Origin of the sequence: Amazonocrinis nigriterrae CENA67, assembly GCF_016056305.1 — a bacterium.
In the GTDB taxonomy this organism is placed as follows: Bacteria; Cyanobacteriota; Cyanobacteriia; order Cyanobacteriales; family Nostocaceae; genus Amazonocrinis; species Amazonocrinis nigriterrae.
The window spans coordinates 175,971-195,109 of sequence record NZ_JAECZC010000086.1 but is presented as its reverse complement, the minus strand read 5'-3'; the positions used below and the strand labels follow the sequence as shown (position 1 = coordinate 195,109).

The 19,139-nt window shown below is 42.6% G+C and carries 12 protein-coding genes and 1 tRNA gene; 7 read left to right on the top strand and 6 right to left on the bottom strand.

Going from position 1 to position 19,139, the window contains the following annotated elements; genetic code table 11:
- Positions 1-3 precede the first annotated feature (3 nt).
- From I8748_RS29340 to I8748_RS29325, 4 genes are all read right to left on the bottom strand, one after another.
- A complete protein-coding gene (locus I8748_RS29340; RefSeq protein ID WP_198128015.1) occupies positions 4-1,491 on the bottom strand; it encodes a right-handed parallel beta-helix repeat-containing protein in 1,488 nt (495 codons plus the stop codon).
- 2,215 nt (positions 1,492-3,706) lie between these two features.
- Positions 3,707-5,206, bottom strand: coding sequence for an amidophosphoribosyltransferase (gene purF / locus I8748_RS29335; protein ID WP_198128014.1), 1,500 nt, complete (start codon positions 5,204-5,206; stop codon positions 3,707-3,709).
- Positions 5,207-5,355: 149 nt separating this feature from the next.
- Complete coding sequence (purL, locus tag I8748_RS29330) at positions 5,356-7,743, bottom strand: phosphoribosylformylglycinamidine synthase subunit PurL (RefSeq protein WP_198128013.1); 2,388 nt, start codon at positions 7,741-7,743, stop codon at positions 5,356-5,358.
- A 1,073-nt stretch (positions 7,744-8,816) separates the two neighbouring features.
- The gene (locus I8748_RS29325; protein WP_198128012.1) at positions 8,817-9,302 is read right to left on the bottom strand and encodes an allophycocyanin subunit alpha-B; all 486 of its coding nucleotides are present in this window, start codon (positions 9,300-9,302) and stop codon (positions 8,817-8,819) included.
- Positions 9,303-9,485: 183 nt separating this feature from the next.
- Between I8748_RS29325 and rlmD the strand changes: the two genes are divergently transcribed.
- Together rlmD and I8748_RS29315 are read left to right on the top strand one after the other, a co-directional pair.
- A complete protein-coding gene (gene rlmD / locus I8748_RS29320; protein WP_198128011.1) occupies positions 9,486-10,886 on the top strand; it encodes a 23S rRNA (uracil(1939)-C(5))-methyltransferase RlmD in 1,401 nt (466 codons plus the stop codon).
- 395 nt (positions 10,887-11,281) lie between these two features.
- Positions 11,282-11,731, top strand: a complete 450-nt coding sequence (locus I8748_RS29315) for an ATP-binding protein (RefSeq protein WP_198128010.1) — start codon at positions 11,282-11,284, stop codon at positions 11,729-11,731.
- A gap of 57 nt (positions 11,732-11,788) precedes the next feature.
- Here the strand turns inward: I8748_RS29315 and I8748_RS29310 are convergent, their stop codons facing one another.
- Positions 11,789-12,067, bottom strand: coding sequence for a DUF6439 family protein (locus I8748_RS29310; protein WP_198128009.1), 279 nt, complete (start codon positions 12,065-12,067; stop codon positions 11,789-11,791).
- Positions 12,068-12,193: 126 nt separating this feature from the next.
- Here I8748_RS29310 and I8748_RS29305 point away from each other — a divergent pair, with 126 nt between their 5' ends.
- On the top strand, positions 12,194-12,559 hold the full coding sequence (locus I8748_RS29305; protein WP_198128008.1) for a hypothetical protein: 366 nt from the start codon (positions 12,194-12,196) through the stop codon (positions 12,557-12,559).
- Between the two features lie 100 nt (positions 12,560-12,659).
- A complete protein-coding gene (gene asnS, locus I8748_RS29300) occupies positions 12,660-14,051 on the top strand; it encodes an asparagine--tRNA ligase (protein ID WP_198128007.1) in 1,392 nt (463 codons plus the stop codon).
- 93 nt (positions 14,052-14,144) lie between these two features.
- Here the strand turns inward: asnS and I8748_RS29295 are convergent, their stop codons facing one another.
- Positions 14,145-16,850 carry a CBS domain-containing protein gene (locus I8748_RS29295; protein ID WP_198128006.1) on the bottom strand — a complete coding sequence of 902 codons (2,706 nt, stop codon included), beginning with the start codon at positions 16,848-16,850 and terminating at the stop codon, positions 14,145-14,147.
- Between the two features lie 407 nt (positions 16,851-17,257).
- Between I8748_RS29295 and psbZ the strand changes: the two genes are divergently transcribed.
- The 3 genes from psbZ (at position 17,258) to I8748_RS29280 (ending at position 18,419) form a co-directional block, all read left to right on the top strand.
- A complete protein-coding gene (gene psbZ / locus I8748_RS29290) occupies positions 17,258-17,446 on the top strand; it encodes a photosystem II reaction center protein PsbZ (protein ID WP_198128005.1) in 189 nt (62 codons plus the stop codon).
- Positions 17,447-17,616: 170 nt separating this feature from the next.
- Positions 17,617-18,195, top strand: coding sequence for a 6,7-dimethyl-8-ribityllumazine synthase (gene ribH / locus I8748_RS29285; protein WP_198128004.1), 579 nt, complete (start codon positions 17,617-17,619; stop codon positions 18,193-18,195).
- Between the two features lie 152 nt (positions 18,196-18,347).
- Positions 18,348-18,419, top strand: a tRNA-Gly gene (locus I8748_RS29280).
- Positions 18,420-19,139: the final 720 nt, after the last annotated feature.

Below are 19,139 nucleotides of genomic sequence, written 5' to 3'. Positions count from 1 at the left end.
TAACTATTTGCGTTCAAAAGCACCTATATCTATAATTGCAATGCCGTTGCCATCTCCATCTATTGGACGGGTAGCATTAAGTTGATCAATTTTTGGCGCTTTTGCACCATTGAAGGCATCAAGTCCAACATCGATAGCTGGACTATTGGAGTGGGGGTAGAAATTACCGTTGGCAGCATCTACAAATTTTGGGTCTTTTCCAATGATATTGCTCAAACCTCCCAAAGTTTTGAATTTGGAAGAATTGTACACCAAATTGTTCTCATAGATGGTATTGACAGCATAAGCTACATTATTTACTAATCCATCTTTGGTGGGTACCATAATGTTGTTGAACACTTTGACATTCTCTGATCTGATAGCATTAATTTCACCCACCCCCAGAAGATCAGGACTTTGCACGTTTTGATATGTGGTGTTGTTAATTACATCTACATTGGGACTTTTAAAAACGTGAATTCCACCACCACCATTTTTGTAGACGACGTTGTTAGTAATCAAAGTTTTACCAGTGTACGGTACATTAGTAGAATTCGTTTGGGTATTTAATGCATCATCAATGATGATGCCATGTCCTTCAGTAGCTTTATTGCTGTCATACCGGGGAATATAGTTGATGTTATTGTAAACAACATTCTCCCGAATAATTATTTTGTAGTCGGTTGTATTGTTGTCAGCATTCCAGTTGTGTAATGTACTAATGGGACTTGTTCCTATAGGAGAATACCATGCCGTCTCTGAAACAACGTTCTTTTCAATGGTGATGTAATCAGCTTGATTTGTGCAAATACCACAGCCACCAAACTTAGAAACATTGTTGTTGCGAATTAAAATATGGTGGGAACGGTTCGTGATTATTCCATCTGAATAAGATGGCGCAACCATGATGGCCGCCCCATTCGTCAGTGGATCTTTCAGGTTATTTTTTTGTTGTTGTGCATACTCCAATGTAACTTTGTCGTTACTGCCTACTAGCTTCAGACCCTCAATATTAATGTAGGAAGAACCACTGACGGTGATCGCATAGCTACCGGTTGATTTGAGCAAAGGCTTGTGACCAGGATAAGCTTTGAAAGTGATCGGTGCATCCGCAGAGCCTTGTTTTAGATAAATCGTGAGGAGCGATTTACCAGGGTTTGTCACATCCTGAGTATATGTACCGTTCATAATATAGACTGTATCCCCAGGGTTTTTCACCTTATTTGCTGCTTTTTGCAACGTCCGAAGTGCAGTACCTTCTGTCAAGCCATTATTGTCATCGTTTCCAGTCGGAGAGACGTAGTATGTTGTGCCAGAAGTAGCCAAAGCCAATTTGTCAGAGCCGATTCTGAAAGCAGGTGCGCTTTTAGCTGTATTAAAATTGGCTGTGGTATCTGTATGTGTCAGTTTTGGGAGAGATAAGTCTGCGTTATCAAAGGATTCAGCTTTTAGCCCCATGTCAATTCCCAGGCCGACAACTAGAGTTGTAGCCAAAACTCGAGAAAGAAACATAATTCAACTCCTAAAATATGTAAAAAGTTTGGAAAAAAACGAAATCTGGACTGACTTTTTACGGGATGTGCAAAAGGTCAGTTTTATAAATAGAAAAATCCATCATTTCATTTTTCCAAACCCTAATTTTTCTATTAGGTAGTTTCATGAATATAAAACTCTAAAGCAATAGGTTTAGTAAAAACAATGCTGTTTAATTCTTTGGTAACTTGAGGTAAAAATTCAGGTGAGGGCATCATGATTTGGAGTCCCTAGTAAATCGACTTTGTGACAAAAGTCCTAATTGGAGACTATTTCCACGCACCATAGACACTTTATTCAACTTTGGAAACCAAAGCAGATATGTGTCCTACTCTGTGTGAGTTAAATAAATACTTATGCAAGATTCCTAATTAGCATATCAAACAATTGAGGGATTATTTGATTGATTTAGATATCTAATGCATTTAAATATCTAATGAATTTAAAGACTTTTCGGCAGACATCAGATGAAGTTGGGAATTTTGTTATCTCAGGTTGATGAAGTATAAGTGGAGTAAATATTACTCCGCTGATATCATAGACTTGTTTAACATAACTTAATGTATTAACGAATTTTTGCTTTTGTAAATCAGAAGTTTGTCTATTGAAATTGTGAGGTTCTATTTAGTCAATGTTTCATTCAACCATGATGTAAATATATTTCATAAATCTACGTTATGCTTCGGTGAAAACACGGTTTAAAACTTGGCTAAATTATTTGGATAGGTGTGATGTTAGACGAAATAATCACCATCTCTGGTAGCAATCATTAGTGATGAAAGAGATTAGAACTTTTGAAAAATTCGTAACAAATCTGTACAGGGATTAAAGACTAATCCCTGTAAATATTATTGGAACAGCAGAATCAGGATTTGATATATCACTGATAGTTGAAAGGAAAAAAATACAGAAATATCAATTCACTGCGATCGCCCTGAATTTTGCGTAAAACCGAAATATTACACAAGCATTTGAGTTTAGGCAACCTGAGAATCCCTGTAGCCACTTGTAAAAAGTCGAACTTTAACAAAGGCATCACAAATTCATTACCACTAAATTTATACCAATTCTTTGTAAGAATGGACTCAATGCCTGGGCTACGCCGTCTTCCCCAAGTATCGGGGAGACTACAGCGTAATCAAATTAAGCTCAACTTCATACAAAAATGGTATCATTACTATACATAAAAATCCTGTCTACACAGGCTTTTAACAATTTAGTTAACAAACCCTCTCAATCCCACCCCATCAAAGCTACGCTTTGCCTTGTTGCGCCTAATTCCCAGAGGGGTCCCTAGCCCCGGTTCGCAAAGAGGGGTTGCTGGTAGGGTGCAATGACTGTAGGAAGCATAACTAATTAACGGACTTGATATAAGTAGCTAATGTAGTAGTGTTCTATGGGTCACAATATATCTCAGCAATTATGAGTTTTTTGTGAGGATATAAAGCAATTTGATAGCTATTTTGGCTGCTCATATGTATTTGCCCTATAAGCTATCGCTCCATATCTACCCTAAAGGCTTACCAGCACTATCTCCTGCTATTCCTTAACTTCATCGAACTTACGTAGTTTGAGATAGTTACTAAAGAAAATGTCTCTTGTCAACAACCAGGGTATTACAGTTGCAGCTACAATCTAAGCTATAGTTGACCATTGACTACGCTTTTAATTCTCAATAGTCCAGAATGGCCAAGGATTCCACTATATTAAAGCTGTCATTTACCAAAACTGTAACTTGATGCAAAGGTTGAAACTATGATCATGTATTGTTATAACTGCCAGTTCAAACTTAAGTAGTTTCTTCAGAGGCGTGATATAACCTCACAAGAGAAAACCTCAGGCTTGATACATACAAGAGGTAATGCCAATCTTATGTTATGTCCGCGCTTTTGACTTATTAAAGCTGTACCCTTCGGAAAGCTGCTACTCTAACCTACCCTGGGGGAACCCGCTTTGAGGAAACAGGAACAACTTCAGTTAACAAGAAGGCTTAGCCAACGCATCTATATTCTTCCGTAACCTTTGCGTCATTCCTATATAGCAAAGTGCTGAGTGCTGAGGAGCAACTGCACTCAGCACTTTCAAGTGAGAAACTAGGAGTGTTGGATTCTATCTTCCTATTTCTCCATTGTCCCTTATCTGTAAAGGCGGCCTTGAGTTTTCCTACTTTCCCTACTCTCCTTGTCCCCAGTCTCTACACCCCTGCCTTTTCTAATATCAGCTTAGAGCGCTTCACCTGCTCAGGAATTGCTACAGGATAATCTCCAGTGAAGCAGGCAGAACAAAAACTATTGGGGTCTTCTCCCGTCGCTTTTAGCATTCCCTCCCAACTTAAATAAGCTAAAGTATCCACTTCTAGTTGCTGGGCAATTTCTGCCACTGACTTAGTGGCAGCAATTAGCTGATCCTGTGTATCGGTATCAATGCCGTAGAAGCAGGGGTGGGTCACGGGTGGAGAAGAAATTCGCATATGCACTTCCACTGCACCCGCCTCACGTAAAGTTTTAACCAGCTTACGACTAGTGGTACCCCGCACAATCGAGTCATCGACAATAATCACTCGTTTACCCACTAGTACATCTTTGAGGGGGTTGAGTTTCATGCGGATACCCGACTCGCGCATGGTTTGTGTTGGCTGAATAAAGGTTCGCCCAACGTAGCGATTTTTAATCAATCCTTCAGCGTAGGCTACACCTGAAGCTTGAGAAAATCCAATGGCAGCAGGTACACCAGAATCAGGAACACCAAAGACAATATCAGCATCCACAGGAGATTCTTCAGCTAATTGTCGTCCTAGACGCATCCGGTAGCTGTACAAACTCTCGTTGTGCATGAGGCTATCAGGGCGAGCAAAGTAAATCATCTCAAAGATACAAAGCTTACGTTGGGGCTGTTTACTCCAGTGGTAGGAAGCTAGACCCTCTTCAGTGATCCAAACTAACTCGCCTGGTTCCACGTCGCGCAGGTATTCAGCACCAATAATATCTAAACCACAAGTCTCAGAAGCCAAAACATAACGGATGGGATTCTCAGGCAAAGTACCGATTACTAGAGGACGAATGCCATTGGGGTCACGGACACCCATCACACCAATGGGAGTGCCAATGACTAAACTAAAAGCTCCTTGGCAGCGTTGAAAGGCCTGAATCGAACCCTCTAGCCAATCTGCACCAGCATCGATCGCTTGGGCGATCGCAAAAGCGATCATTTCTGAATCTGTAGTGGTCACTAAGTTGCATTTGCTCTGGAGTAACTCTTCTCGCAATTGCACAGTATTGACTAAATTACCATTGTGAGCTAGAGCGATTGAACCCAGACGAGTTTCTAGTACAGCGGGCTGGGCATTAACTTTGCGGCTAGAACCAGTAGTAGAATAACGAGTGTGACCAACCCCTATGCTTCCGGGCAAATGCTCTAACACCGATTCGTTGAAGACTTGAGACACCAAGCCCATATCTTTATGTAAGTGTACATGCGTACCTTCAAAGGTAGCAATACCAGCTGATTCTTGACCCCGGTGCTGGAGGGCATACAATCCAAAGTAGGTTAGTTTAGCAACGTCTTCTCCTGGTGCGTAGATGCCAAAAACACCGCAAGCTTCTTCTGGTTTGTCAGGACGATTTTCGGAACTATTCATTAAGTTATTGGTCTGTCGGGGGTATTCATCCGAAGTCACGGGATGGATGGGAATCATGCTGGCTTTGCTCCTGGTGTTGGTGTCAAGTCACAGGGATTATGTCGCTCGATAGTCGCGGAGTTCTTAACAAATCTTTAACCATCTATTAAAACAGTACCTTAAGAAGGATGAAGGATAAAGTCTAAATAATGTAAAGTAGAAAAATTTTATCCTTCTAAGGCGGTATGGGTAGCTAAACGTCTTTTGATGGCACTGGCATAGCGAGCTCTCATATCTTCAATACTAACTTTGATGAGACTATGGTTATCAGTGGATAAAACCCCCAAACCTGTATGGGAATTTCCAACTTTACCTAATTTTTGCCATTGTTGAGGCAAATGTTCCTGTAAGTAGGATTCCCAAATTTCTTGCTCTTGTGAAGCAACAGAAACTAGAATTCGGGCACCACCTTCGCCAAACAACACTTCATCCAAGCGTTGTACTTGAGTTGGCGTGATTTCTACAGTAATTTCAGCACCGAGGTTGCCAGCAATGCAAGATTCTGCAAGAGCAACAGTCAGTCCTCCTTCAGCACAATCATGGGCTGAACGTAGCCAACCTGCACGAATTCCTTCTCGGCAAACTTGTTGTACGCGACGTTCCAAGTCAAAATCTATGCGTGGGGGTTTGCCAGCAACAGTACCATGGATGGTGGCTAAATACTCGGATGCTCCCAATTCAATTTTCGATTGTGTGGGTAATCCCAATAAATAGATTAAATCACCTTCTGTTTGCCAACCTTGACCACAAATTTTGCTTAAATCGGGAATCAAACCCACCATACCGACAACAGGGGTAGGATAAATTGGCTGTGGGTTGCCTTGGGAATCGAGAGTTTCATTGTATAGAGAGACATTACCACCAGTTACAGGTGTTGCTAATTCTTGGCAACCTTCCGCTAAACCCCGACAAGCTTCTGCTAATTGCCAGTAACCAATCGGTTTTTCAGGACTGCCAAAATTGAGGTTATCTGTCACCGCCAGAGGTTCTGCACCCACACAGCTGAGATTGCGTGCTGCTTCTGCCACCACTGCCTTAGCTCCCTCATAGGGATCAAGATAAACATAACGAGAATTACAATCAACTGTAGCTGCTACTCCACATTGAGTATTAGGACTTTTCCCTTGCTCCCCTGCTCTCCTGCTCCCCTGCTTCTCTTCAAGGGGACGCAAGCGCACTACAGCGGCATCTGCACCACCTGGGAGGATGACAGTATTGTTCTGGACTTGGTGGTCATACTGACGATATACCCAGCTTTTAGAAGCGATCGTGGGTGTATCGAGTAAAGTTAACAGAATATCGTTCCAACTGTGCAAACATCCTTGAATTTCGATGCCAGCACTTGTGCAAGGTGGCAAAGCTTCAGGTGTCCATTCCCAAGCTTTCAAAGCATATTCTGGTGGTTCTGCCAACAACTCTCGATGATAAAGTGGGGTATTTTCTGCCAAGGCCTCAGCGGGAATTTCTGCTGCGACTTCACCTTGGAAGAGAATCCGCACGATGGGTTCAGCAATTACTGTGCCAGCGACAACAGCATGAAGTCCCCAACGATGGAAAATATCAATTAACTCTTGTTCACGTCCTTTATGGGCAACGAACAACATCCGTTCTTGAGATTCCGAAAGTAGGTATTCATAGGGAACCATCCCTGTTTCCCGCACCGGAATCTTATCCAAATCTAGTTCAATGCCCACACCGCCTTTTGCTGCCATTTCTGACGTAGAACAGGTGATACCAGCTGCACCCATATCTTGTGCGGCGACGACTGCACCTGTTTTAAATGCCTCTAGACATGCTTCAATTAACGACTTTTCCAAAAAGGGGTCGCCCACTTGCACGGCGGGACGGTCATCGATTGACTCATCACTTAATTCGGCACTGGCAAAACTTGCTCCTCCCATACCATCGCGTCCAGTAGTGGAACCAACATATAATACAGGATTACCTAGACCAGATGCCCCAGATTTGACAATTTCTGGTGTTTCCATTAATCCCAGTGCCATGACATTCACTAAAGGATTACCAGAATAAGCACAGTCAAAGTAAACTTCACCGCCGACTGTGGGTACTCCCACACAATTACCATAGTGACTGATGCCAGCCACTACACCACTAAATAGTCGTTGGGTTTTGGCATCTTCTAGAGAACCAAAGCGCAACGAGTTTAATAGGGCGATGGGACGCGCACCCATTGTAAAGATATCTCTGAGAATGCCTCCTACTCCAGTAGCAGCTCCTTGAAAAGGTTCTACAGCTGAGGGATGGTTGTGAGATTCAATTTTAAACGCCAGTTGTAATCCTTCGCCTAAATCTACAACTCCCGCATTTTCACCTGGCCCTACAAGGATGCGCGACCCAGTTGTGGGAAATTGTTTGAGTAAAGGTCGTGAATTTTTGTAACAGCAATGCTCTGACCACATCACCCCAAACATTCCCAGTTCAGCTTTGTTGGGATGACGCCCTAACCGTCGCACAATTTCTGTATATTCTTCTGGCTTCAAGCCTTCGGCAGCAATTTCTTGGGGGGAAAACGGATCTTTTGAGGTGGCGGTCATGGAAGTAATGCACCAAGGGGACAGAGGATTATTCTATCTATTTACTTGCGCTGTAGGTGCTGTTCTGGGAAAGCAGATAACTCTTCTTTTGATATTTTCCTGGGAACAAGTCTAATTAACAAGTTGTAAGCTTCTTTCTCTGATAACTTCAAATTATATGCATTTATGGTTATAAAAGTATCCATAACAGTAAAAGGGGTACGCTTGTTGCCATCCACAAAATGATGTGATGGATTTACAATGATGCGATCGCTCTATGATTTATAAATAGTATTTTTGTATTGATAAATACATTTTAAAATTGATGTTTATGTATATATCTTCCTACAGAAATAAATCATTGAAGCAAATACAGCTTGTTGGTAACAATCAAGTGATTAAAATCACATCGACCAATGATTAAGATCGTCTCTCTTCAATTAGCGAATTGCCATAATTATCTTAACTGAACTCTAGCCGAGTCATTAATAGGGAACACACTAATTGCCGACAGCCTTTCCTAAAGGAGTGTCGGCTTTTTGTTTGTGGATTTAAACAGATTGGGAACTGACGACTGGGTACTGGGGAATTGGGAATTGGTGAGCCAGCGCGGTGAGGCAGTGCGTTGGGCGGGTTCCCCGACTTGAAGCAACTGCCGTTAGCAAGAGCGTTAGCGAGCTTGCGAGCGTCACCCGTAAGGGGATTGGGGGAGAACCCCCAATCTCCACTCCCTTCGGTCGTGGGGGCCCCGAGTCCCCCATGAGCGACTGGCGATCTCAAGAGCGATCTTCGACGCAGGAGCGTCACCCGAAGGGGAATTGGGAATTGGAAATTGGAAATCGGGAGGTAGTCGCGTACTGATGAGCTTGGTTAGCCTAGCTTTCTCCCAGTCCCCAATACCCAATCCCCAATACCCAATCCCCATAAATAAAATATTCCCACACTTAGTTAGTGGCTTGACAAATTGCCAGAGCTACTACCAAATGTGGGCAGGTTATGATCAAATTAGAAATCTTATAGATGTTGAGTGCGAATACTTTGCACTCACTCTGTCAGAGTGAAAGCAGATTCCTAGAATTAGCACACACTTTGTATTAAGACATCGCTTGGATGATGTAATCAAAGTAGGGTGCTGCTTCGCTGGCATCTTCCGCACTTAGTAAATCAAGGGAGGCTTTTTTCAGAGAACTAATGGCTTCTACCATTCCAGGTACAGGAACCCCCAGTGAATTATACATTTCCCGCACCCCAATTAAACCAATTTTTTCAATTGGCTCTTTGTCACCAGCAAGTACACCATAGGTAATTAGGCGCAAGTACCAGCCAAAGTCACGGACACACAGAGAACGCTGCCGTTCTCCATAAGCATTGCCACCGGGTGCAATAAAGTCGGGACGCTTTTGCCAAAGCTGTTTAGTTGCTTCTTGGACAATCTTTTTTTCGTTTTCAGCTAAGGTAGCAGCAATCCGTGTGCGTTGTTCACCGGTTTGCAAAAAGTCTTTGATATTCTTGAGTTCGCCACTGCTGGGATAGCGCAGTTCGTCGTCGGCTTTGAGAATAACTTGGCTAATTACAGTCATGATTATTGCAATCACATGAAATATTATTTGCTAGTGTAACGAGTCTGAGGTACACAAGTGAAGGGGGGATGGAGGATGAGGGAGATAAGGGAGATGGGGGGATGAGGGGGATGAGGAAGATGGGGGAGAAATAATTATTGTCTCCTGACCACTGATTAATGACTAATGACTAAATGACTAACGATGACTAAAACCGCTTGGCTACAGGGTGAATTAATTGAAGTGACGATCGCTGATCTAAATGATACAGGCGATGGGGTAGGACGTTTTGATGAACGTGTGGTATTTGTCCCGGATACTGTCCCAGGCGATCGCGCTATAGTTCGTTTAGTACATGTCAAACCTAAATATGGCCACGGCAAACTTCATCAGCTATTGCAAGCCTCTCCTCACCGTATCCGACCTAGTTGCATCGTGGCTGATAAGTGTGGTGGTTGCCAATGGCAACATATTAATTATGAGTATCAGTTAGCGGCTAAACAAAATCAAGTTATTCAAGCTTTACAACGCATTGGCGGTTTCGTTGAACCACCAGTAGATCCAGTACTGACTGCTGCTGAGGCTTTGGGCTATCGTAATAAAGCCACTTATCCTCTAGGGATTTCCGCCACAGGTCAAGTACAAGCTGGTTACTATCAAAAAGGTAGTCACCAATTAGTTAACTTGAATCAATGCCCAGTACAAGACCAACGATTAAATCCTCTACTGGCTGAAGTTAAGCAAGACATCCAAAAACAAGGTTGGAAAATTTACGACGAACAGCGTCACACTGGACAAGTCCGCCATCTCAGCTTACGTATCGGACGACGCACTGGCGAGATGTTGTTGACTTTAGTCGTCAAAGACTGGAATTTACCAGGAATTGAAAACCAAGCACAAGAATGGTTAAAACGCTATCCCCAATTAGTGGGAGTTTCCTTAAATCGCAATAGCGATCGCACAAATACTATATTTGGAACTGAAACTCGTTGTCTTGCTGGAGTTCCCTATTTGCGAGAAAAGTTTGCCCTGTTAGAATTTCAAGTCCGCCCTGATACATTTTTCCAAGTTTATACAGAAACAGCAGAAGCTTTATTGCAAGTAATCCAATCAGAATTAAATCTTCAAGGAAATGAGTTGCTAGTTGATGCTTATTGTGGTATTGGCACTTTAACTCTACCCCTAGCCAAACAAGTACGCCAAGCTACAGGATTGGAATTACAACCAGAAGCAGTAAAACAGGCGATTTTAAATGCCCAAGCTAATGAAATTCAGAACGTGACATTTCAAGTCGGGGCAGTAGAGAAATTGCTGCCGCAGATGGGCATAATACCAGATGTAGTCTTACTTGATCCGCCACGTAAAGGATGCGATCGCGCTGTGATCGATTCTTTAATAGAGTCGAAACCTCCCCGCATCGTTTACGTCAGCTGTAAAGTAGCTACTCTCGCTCGTGACCTGAAATTACTCTGCCAAGATGGGCTGTACACGATCACCAGGATACAACCTGCTGATTTTTTCCCCCAAACAGCTCATGTGGAAGCTGCTGCTTTTCTTGTGCTATCACATTTACACAACGATCTTGAATCTGATAGAAAAACTTAAATTTGAAATTTGTAGTCTAATGCATACTAAAAATGCTAGAATCGAATTAAGATAAAAAAAGAAATGATTTTGTTAAAAAAATTAAAGTTGCATACACTCTAAAAAAGCATGAATTAGGATTGTCTAAAGTACGAACGGACAATATAAAGAGCATTCCAATACTCTTTTACACATCTAGCATCTTTACCAGTTGCCAACTGCACTAGCAGGTTTTTTACAGCCGTTTTATGTATCAGCAACCTAACCTCATGAACAGAGTCAATGCTCCCTAGCATTTTCAAAATTTTAGTATTAAAGACGCAAGTTTGAAGGCAGCATGACCACCTCAAGTTTTATCAGGGTGCCTGTAAAAGCAAACTGATGTCTAGCTAACTGAAAGCTACGGGGTTTCTCTTGTGATTACCATTTCCCTTCGTCCAGTTGGACGTTATTGGGGCACTATTAGTTTCGCCTCAACTCTTTATCTCTGTCCGATTTTAGATTTACTATTGGCAGAGATCCCAGCAAAATTGCAAGCAGAGCTGCGGCTAGGACTTCAAGAAGCCTTAGTAAATGCAGCGAAACATGGTAACAACCTTGATCCTAGTAAAACAGTTGTAGTTCGTTTTTCTCTTATAGATAATCAGTATTGGTGGGTAATATCAGACCAAGGTCAAGGCTTTACTCCCATATCTGGTGGTGATGACGAGCCAACAGATTATTTACCACCTGATGAAGCAGAAAGCGGTCGTGGTCTATGTCTTCTCCACCAAATTTTTGATCAAGTACAGTGGAACCGTAAAGGCACAGAACTAAGACTTTGTAAACAGATGGAAAACCGTCCTCGTTTATCTCTGCGACGTTAAAACAGTGAGGAGTTAAGAGTTAGGAGTTATAAATTATTAACTCCTAGCTCTTAACTCTTAACTTTTTCCATGAGTCGGACAGGGAGGCGCAGAAATTGAACGATCTAACCAACCAGTTGCTTGTTCTAATCTGGGGAGTGCTTCTTGTGGCTGGTTTTTGAGGAGATACACAAGAGCAGCAGCAACTTGTTCACTCGCGCGGGAATTGCGGTTAGACTTGAGGCGATGCCAATCGTTAGGGGAAATGGTTAGCCTTTCCATCAGGACTTGCGCTAGTTCTAGAGTACTAAATTCATTCAGTTGACTGGTTTTAGGCAGCTGGGTAGTTTCAGACATACATTCTGAGTGCTGAGTGCTGAGTTAAAAGTCAAAAGTCTAGATATAAAACTATTTTGACTCTTGGCTATTGCTCTTTGAGTCTTAACTTTTGGCTCGTATCCAATCTTAGCTCACTACTTGCAAATGAAACCGCCTAAACAATCTCATCAGCATTCCTCTGGGGATCAAGAACCAGATTTTGCACAAGAACTAGAGGAAGTAGAGCGATCGCTTCTATCCTTAAAACAAAGGTATGCTCAAATACAGCGCGATCGCCAACAAAAGGCAGAATGGCAACAACGTCGCCAGGAATTGCAACAAAATAAGTACCAGTCACCAGAAGACAAAGACGAGTTACGGCAAATTCAACAGCAGTTGCAAGTGCTAGAAATCAGCTTAGAAAGCCAGTTATTTTCTTGGACTAGTCTCAAAAAACCTTTTTGGCAAGTAGTCCGCTTTGGTGGAATGGGCGTTATTATAGGCTGGATGTTAAAATCTTGTGCTGGATAAAATTAATTTTAAATTTTAGATTTGGGATTTTAGATTAAGTTAACTGTTAACATTCTTGAAGACCTGTATTACTTACTTGACGAAATACAATTGACATAATATGGTAAATCGACGGATTGCAGAAATATTGCGAAGTGGTCAACCTGATGAGTCTGTTGGCATTCAAGGCTGGGTGCGGACGAAACGTGAATCAAAAGGCTTTGCTTTTATTGAAGTCAATGACGGCTCATCACTAGCTAATTTGCAAGTCGTCATCAATCAAGATTTGCCAGACTACGAAGCTGTATTAAAAAAACTCAATACAGGTGCGGCTGTAGAAGTGACAGGTTTACTGGTGGCTTCCCTTGGTAAAGGTCAGCGCATCGAGTTGAAAGCCCAAGCGCTGAAAGTCTACGGGGAAGCTGATCCCGAAACATATCCCCTGCAAAAGAAACGCCATTCATTTGAATTTTTGCGTACCATTGGACATTTGCGATCGCGTACTAATTCTTTTGGTGCAGTTTTCCGCGTCAGAAATGCCTGTTCTACGGCTATTCACCAATTCTTTCAAGAAAGAGGCTTTTTGTGGGTACACACACCCATCATTACCGCTAGCGACTGTGAAGGCGCGGGTGAATTATTTAGCGTCACCAGTTTGGATCTGAAAAATATTCCCCGCACAGAAAATCAAGCAGTCGATTACACCCAAGACTTTTTTGGTAAACCCACATATCTCACAGTTAGCGGTCAGTTAGAAGCAGAAGTCATGGCCATGGCGTTTTCTAACGTCTATACCTTTGGCCCTACCTTCCGTGCAGAAAATTCTAACACCTCTCGCCACCTAGCAGAATTTTGGATGGTGGAGCCAGAAATGGCCTTTTGCGACTTAGAAGGTGATATGGATTTAGCTGAGGCATTTCTCAAACACATTTTTAAATATGTGTTGTCAACTTGTCCAGAAGACATGGAATTTTTCAATCAGCGTATTGATGATACTGTGTTGGCAACAGCCGACAATATTATTAACAATCAATTTGAACGGCTAACTTACACAGAAGCGATTAAACTTTTAGAGAAGGCTGATATCAAGTTTGAATATCCTGTAAGTTGGGGTTTAGATTTACAATCAGAACACGAACGTTACCTAGCTGAACAACTATTTAAAAAGCCAGTCATCGTTACAGATTATCCAGCGCAAATCAAAGCCTTTTATATGCGGTTGAATGATGATGAAAAAACCGTCCGCGCGATGGATATTCTAGCACCGAAAATTGGCGAAATTATTGGTGGTTCCCAACGGGAAGAACGTTTAGAAGTTTTAGAACGGCGGGTAATAGCCCAAGGAATGAAGCCAGAAGATTTGTGGTGGTATCTAGATTTGCGCCGTTACGGTAGCGTTCCTCATGCTGGTTTTGGGTTAGGTTTTGAAAGACTCGTGCAATTTATGACGGGTATGGGAAATATTCGTGATGTGATTCCCTTCCCGCGCACACCGCAAAATGCCGAATTTTAAAGTGAGTTCGACAGATTTAGAAAACCTCTCTCCTACAAAAAGAGAGGTTTCAAAAAGAAATTTTTAAGCCTGTTCCCTATTCCCTGCTATAAATTATCGTGGGTAATGCTTGGCTAGAAATTCCTCAGCTTCAGTTCTATTTTTAATCACTCCATCTAAAGTAGCAGCAAGTAAATCATCTAAAATTTGCCGATACTGTGGCCCTGGTTTATAGCCTAATTTTTTCAGGTCATTACCATTTAAAAGCGGCTGAAAGTTAGCCCAAATTGTTAAATATTGCCAAATTTGCCGCCGGAGCGATCGCGGACTTACCAAAGCGATTAAAATCAGCATGGGTAAGTCGTACTGTCGTAGCAACTGTACCACCTGACTGGGGCGTTGGTGACTGGGTAAAGATGCCATTACCTGACTCAAGCTTTGGGCTAAGTTCTTTAACCTAGCGATGCTATCCTCTTGCATTTGCAAATTCTGTGTCACTTTCGCCCGATATTCAGGTGCTAGGTGGGCAATTAACACTTCTAAACGCATTTGCCAGTGGATGAAGGTTTGTTGCGAATCAAATCGTTGTAAACAGCGTTCTAGCAAACGTAATTGCCGTAAAAGTTCCTCATCTAACTTCAGGGTAGGATGGATACACTGTAACGCCCCTAAATTATCGAGTAACTGCAAAGCCGATTTCCAGTAGGGCGCTTCCAAAATGTTTTTCAATTCTGCCTTCAGCCGAGTTTGTAAGGCTGGAGTTCTGCTATTTTCTTGGGTAGTGCGATCGTAAATGCCACTGTTAATGGCATAGCGGATATACTCTTCTGTTTGCGGTTCCATCTTGAAACCAAAGCGCACCGCAAACCGCACGCCACGATAAATGCGGGTAGGGTCTTCTATAAAGCTGTTAGCGTGTAAAACCCGAATTTGTTGGGCTTGTAAATCTTGTAAACCGCCAAAGAAATCCAATAATTCACCAGCGCGGGGAGAAGTTAGCCGCAGTGCCATAGCATTAATAGTAAAGTCGCGGCGATACAAATCTTGACGAATAGAACTCGCTTCCACTTCCGGATTTGCGGCTGGATAAGGATAAAATTCTGTCCTAGCGGTGGCAATATCCACCCATAAAGAATCTAATTCAGGGTCTTTGTGCCACAACAAAGCAGCAGTTTGAAAAGCCCCGTGGATTTCTAAGCGGGCAGTGGGGTAAAGTTGTTGTAGTTCCTTAGCTAATTCCACACCAGCACCGACATCTGCTGATTTGTGAAAGCCATCAACCACTAAATCAATATCTTTTATCATCAAGTTACCTGCTGCTTTCTCAGCTAATAGCAAGTCCCGCACCGCACCCCCTACCAGATAAAGATGCCAACCTCGTTTTTCTGCTGCTTGGGAAGCTTTGGTGAGTAATTGCCACAATTGAGGAGCCAGGCGATCGCGCAATTCCCCCAAGTTGGTAAACTTAGGTACATTTCCTCTTTCCCTGCTTCTTTTTTCCCCTTCCCCTTCCCCTTCTCGATGCAATTCCCGCAACACATCAGTCCGCGTCACAATACCTAATAGTTGACCATTTTCCAATACAGGTAAGCGTCCGATATCATATGTCACCATCAGCGCTTGAATTTGTGGCAATATGGTATCTGGTGTGATCGTTTTCAAATTTGTTGTCATGTAACCCTTGACTGGCGCATGACTAAACCCGTGGTGAAAGGCGATATCAAGATCCCGTCGGGAAATAATACCAACTAGTTGCCCTTGAGTATCCACTACAGATAAACCAGAATGTCCGTAACGTAATAAAATGCGTTGTGCTTCTTCAATTGTCGTTTCTGGGCGGATAGTGCGAACTGGAGAAGACATCAAGTCCCTGGCTGTGGGAGGATAAGGAATGGAAGCTTTGATAGAGTCTAGAAGTTGCTGGAGTGTTGCTTGTGTATCTACTCCTCGCAAATTGAGCGATGCTGCTTGGGAATGACCGCCACCGCCCAGAGTTTGAAATAATTGATTGAGATGAACGCTCTTGATTTGCGATCGCCCAATTATAGTTAAACGTGAGTCATCCTCTGCCAAAGGATATTCATTTGCCAAAAGCATTGCATCAAATTCTGCGATTTCACTCAGTTGCGAGGCAATACTCGATAAACCTGGGACAAACTTATCTGTTTTCAGAGTTACCCAAGCGATGGTATATCCCCGCAAGCAAAGATATTGTAAGTTTTCCAGTGCCTCAGTTAATAGCCGCTGCAACTGAGGAGATAAACCAGGGTCACGATAAGTAGAAATCACAGGCAAACTCGCTCCCTGCTGCATCAACCAAGCCAAAGCCAGGGCATCCCGCGCTGTAGCACTCTCATATGTTAATGAGCCAGTATCAACGTGGATACCCAAAGCCATAACATTTGCCACAGCAGGAGTCAGAGAAATTTGCTGCTGTTGCAATTGTTCCACCATTAAAGTCGTTGTCGCTCCCACTGGTTCAATGTAAGACTCGGTAGCCGGGATATCCGATGCTTGTCCTAAGTGATGGTCGTAAACTATAATCTCTTTTATGTTGGGTAAATCTAACCATTCAGCAGCCTTACCCAAGCGATCGCGCTGTTGCGTATCCACCACCCTCAAAGAACGAATTTTTTCCGGATTGACCGAACGCCTTTCTATTAGAGCATACTCATCCCGATGCAAGGCCAAAAAATCTCGCACAGGTGGGTGCGCTCCACCAGTCAGCACAATCTTACTTCCTGGTAATAGGCAAGTTAGCCCTACTGCTGCACCTAGTGCATCAAAATCAGCTGTTGTGTGGCAAAGAATTAAATCCATACTCAAGAGTCATGGGTCAAAAGTCATTAGTCAAGAGTCATTAGTCAAGAGTCAATATTTACACTTTTGACTCTGGACTTTGGACTGTGGACTATTGACCAATGACTAAAATGTAGCAATTTCTGCTAGCTTAAAAAATAAGCAAAATATGAATCCTTGAAGAAAAAATTAAACTGCCTGCGGAAGGCGGGCGGCTGCCTGGGTTCTCTCTTTGAAGAGATAAAGGTCGCAAGACCAGAGATGCTGTGTAAGTCTTGGAGCGTTTTCGGTAACGCACATTGTTTTTAACAATGTCCCCAACAAAGCAACGGCAAGTGAGACAGGAAGCCTACACGCTCACTGAAGGTCAGTGTAGGTACTTCACGATATTCTATTTTTAGTATTTCGCTGTCTTGGGAGAAGCAAAAATGACCGTAATATTCCAATTCGCTTTGGTAGCTCTAGTTTTGTTGTCTTTTGTTCTAGTTGTTGGTGTACCTGTTGCTTATGCAACTCCCCAAAATTGGGTCGAATCTAAAAGGCTGCTGTGGCTTGGTTCTGGAGTCTGGATTGCTCTAGTGCTATTAGTTGGTCTGTTAAACTTTTTCGTAGTTTAAGCAATGGCTTCGCCCTAGTGCAGGCAAATAGCACAAAGACTAAAAGAGCAGGAAAGCCAAGTCAAAGGTAAAAGCTAGCCCTTTTTACCTAATTAATTGTGCTTTCCTGCTCTTCTGTATTTAGAGAAGAAATGTATATTGGCAAGAGTATATTTAATTTAGAGGCAATCATGGCAGTTTTCGAGGGAACTTTTACTCAAACGGAACCTTTGCATTTTGCAGTGGTTATTGGTCGATTCAATGACCTTGTAACCGGAAAATTGCTAGAGGGATGTCAAGATTGCTTGAAACGCCACGGTGTAGACCCTAACCCCCACGGAAATCAAGTAGACTACATTTGGGTTCCAGGAAGTTTTGAAGTCCCGCTTGTGGCTCGTCAGCTAGCACTCTCACATCGTTATGATGCTGTAATTTGTCTAGGTGCTGTAATTCGAGGGCAAACCCCCCATTTCGATTATGTATCTTCTGAAGTTGCCAAAGGTATTGCTGCCGCTAGCTTTCAAACCGGAGTCCCAGTCATTTTTGGCATTTTGACAGTAGATACTATGCAGCAAGCCTTAGAGAGAGCAGGCATTAAAGCCAATCATGGCTGGGATTACGCCATGAATGCTTTAGAAATGGCCAGCCTCATGCGGCAATTGCGCTCTAACTTGGCAGAGCCATACTCGCTGAATCCCCAATCTTTGCCAGCTTCCTTTCAAAATGCCAGCGTCGGCAATTTAACTGCGGAGTCTGAAGAACTTAGCTAAGTTGTCAGTTGTCAGGAGTTAGTTGTTTTATCCCCCCACCTCCCCTGCTCCCTTGCTCCCCCCCCATCCCCCTTATCCCCCTGCTCAAAATTTCAAAATTTAGGGGTTGACAAACAAAGAAAAATCTGAGATATTTATATTTAATGGCAAATGCGGGTATAGCTCAGTGGTAGAGCGTCACCTTGCCAAGGTGAATGTCGCGCGTTCGAATCGCGTTACCCGCTTGTTAGTAAAGTATAAGTTTCAGTTGCAGCCAACAGCAAACTAGTTTGGCTACAATAACTACAGGTGTAGCTGATTGTTAGGTGTAGGGTGTATTACACTAGGTTCAAGTTGGCTAAACAGAAGTATTATCAGGTGCAAAGTCTTTTAGTAATGAAGCCGACTGAAATTTGAGTAGGGAAAAAGTCATACAAACCGATTGATGTTGAGACACTTTCCGCTCTCAAAAGATGCCCGTAATTCGTGAGTCAAAAGCAGTAACGAAGCTCAAGGATGACCACGAGGAAGGGATAGGGAAGCGATCGCGAGCGAACCTTGATCACAGGACAATGATAATAGTCACCCAAGGGAAATTCTAGGATACTGTTTCAAGTTCAATACTTGGTTTGCTTAGCTTCACAGCTTGTTTTAGAGCTTATCGCCACGTAAGCTTAAAATTGTAGCAGACATACAAGCACAATAAATGCCCAACCAAAGCAACTAAATTACCTTTGAAGCCACAAATGAAGAAGATAAAGAAATTCTTAAACAAGATAACCGAGTACAGGCAAGGACAACAGATAGATATCGTGAAATTAGACATACCGATCCTGAGAGGGCGGATATGACAATTTGAATCAGGATTTGCCTGCCTCACTTGGCTATTTATACAAAAAATTGATCAGACAGAAGCCTCTAAGGGAATGAAAAATAAAAAATATCCCACTGTAATTGTTCTAGCT

Excerpts from the sequence above, each read along its gene's own strand:
- I8748_RS29340 (WP_198128015.1), bottom strand. The coding sequence starts at position 1,491 with ATGTTTCTTTCTCGAGTTTTGGCTACAACTCTAGTTGTCGGCCTGGGA.
- purL (WP_198128013.1), bottom strand. The coding sequence starts at position 7,743 with ATGACCGCCACCTCAAAAGATCCGTTTTCCCCCCAAGAAATTGCTGCC.
- asnS (WP_198128007.1), top strand. The coding sequence starts at position 12,660 with ATGGTAAATCGACGGATTGCAGAAATATTGCGAAGTGGTCAACCTGAT.
- I8748_RS29310 (WP_198128009.1), bottom strand. The coding sequence starts at position 12,067 with ATGTCTGAAACTACCCAGCTGCCTAAAACCAGTCAACTGAATGAATTT.
- ribH (WP_198128004.1), top strand. The coding sequence starts at position 17,617 with ATGGCAGTTTTCGAGGGAACTTTTACTCAAACGGAACCTTTGCATTTT.
- psbZ (WP_198128005.1), top strand. The coding sequence starts at position 17,258 with ATGACCGTAATATTCCAATTCGCTTTGGTAGCTCTAGTTTTGTTGTCT.
- purF (WP_198128014.1), bottom strand. The coding sequence starts at position 5,206 with ATGATTCCCATCCATCCCGTGACTTCGGATGAATACCCCCGACAGACC.
- rlmD (WP_198128011.1), top strand. The coding sequence starts at position 9,486 with ATGACTAAAACCGCTTGGCTACAGGGTGAATTAATTGAAGTGACGATC.
- I8748_RS29305 (WP_198128008.1), top strand. The coding sequence starts at position 12,194 with ATGAAACCGCCTAAACAATCTCATCAGCATTCCTCTGGGGATCAAGAA.
- I8748_RS29325 (WP_198128012.1), bottom strand. The coding sequence starts at position 9,302 with ATGACTGTAATTAGCCAAGTTATTCTCAAAGCCGACGACGAACTGCGC.
- I8748_RS29295 (WP_198128006.1), bottom strand. The coding sequence starts at position 16,850 with ATGGATTTAATTCTTTGCCACACAACAGCTGATTTTGATGCACTAGGT.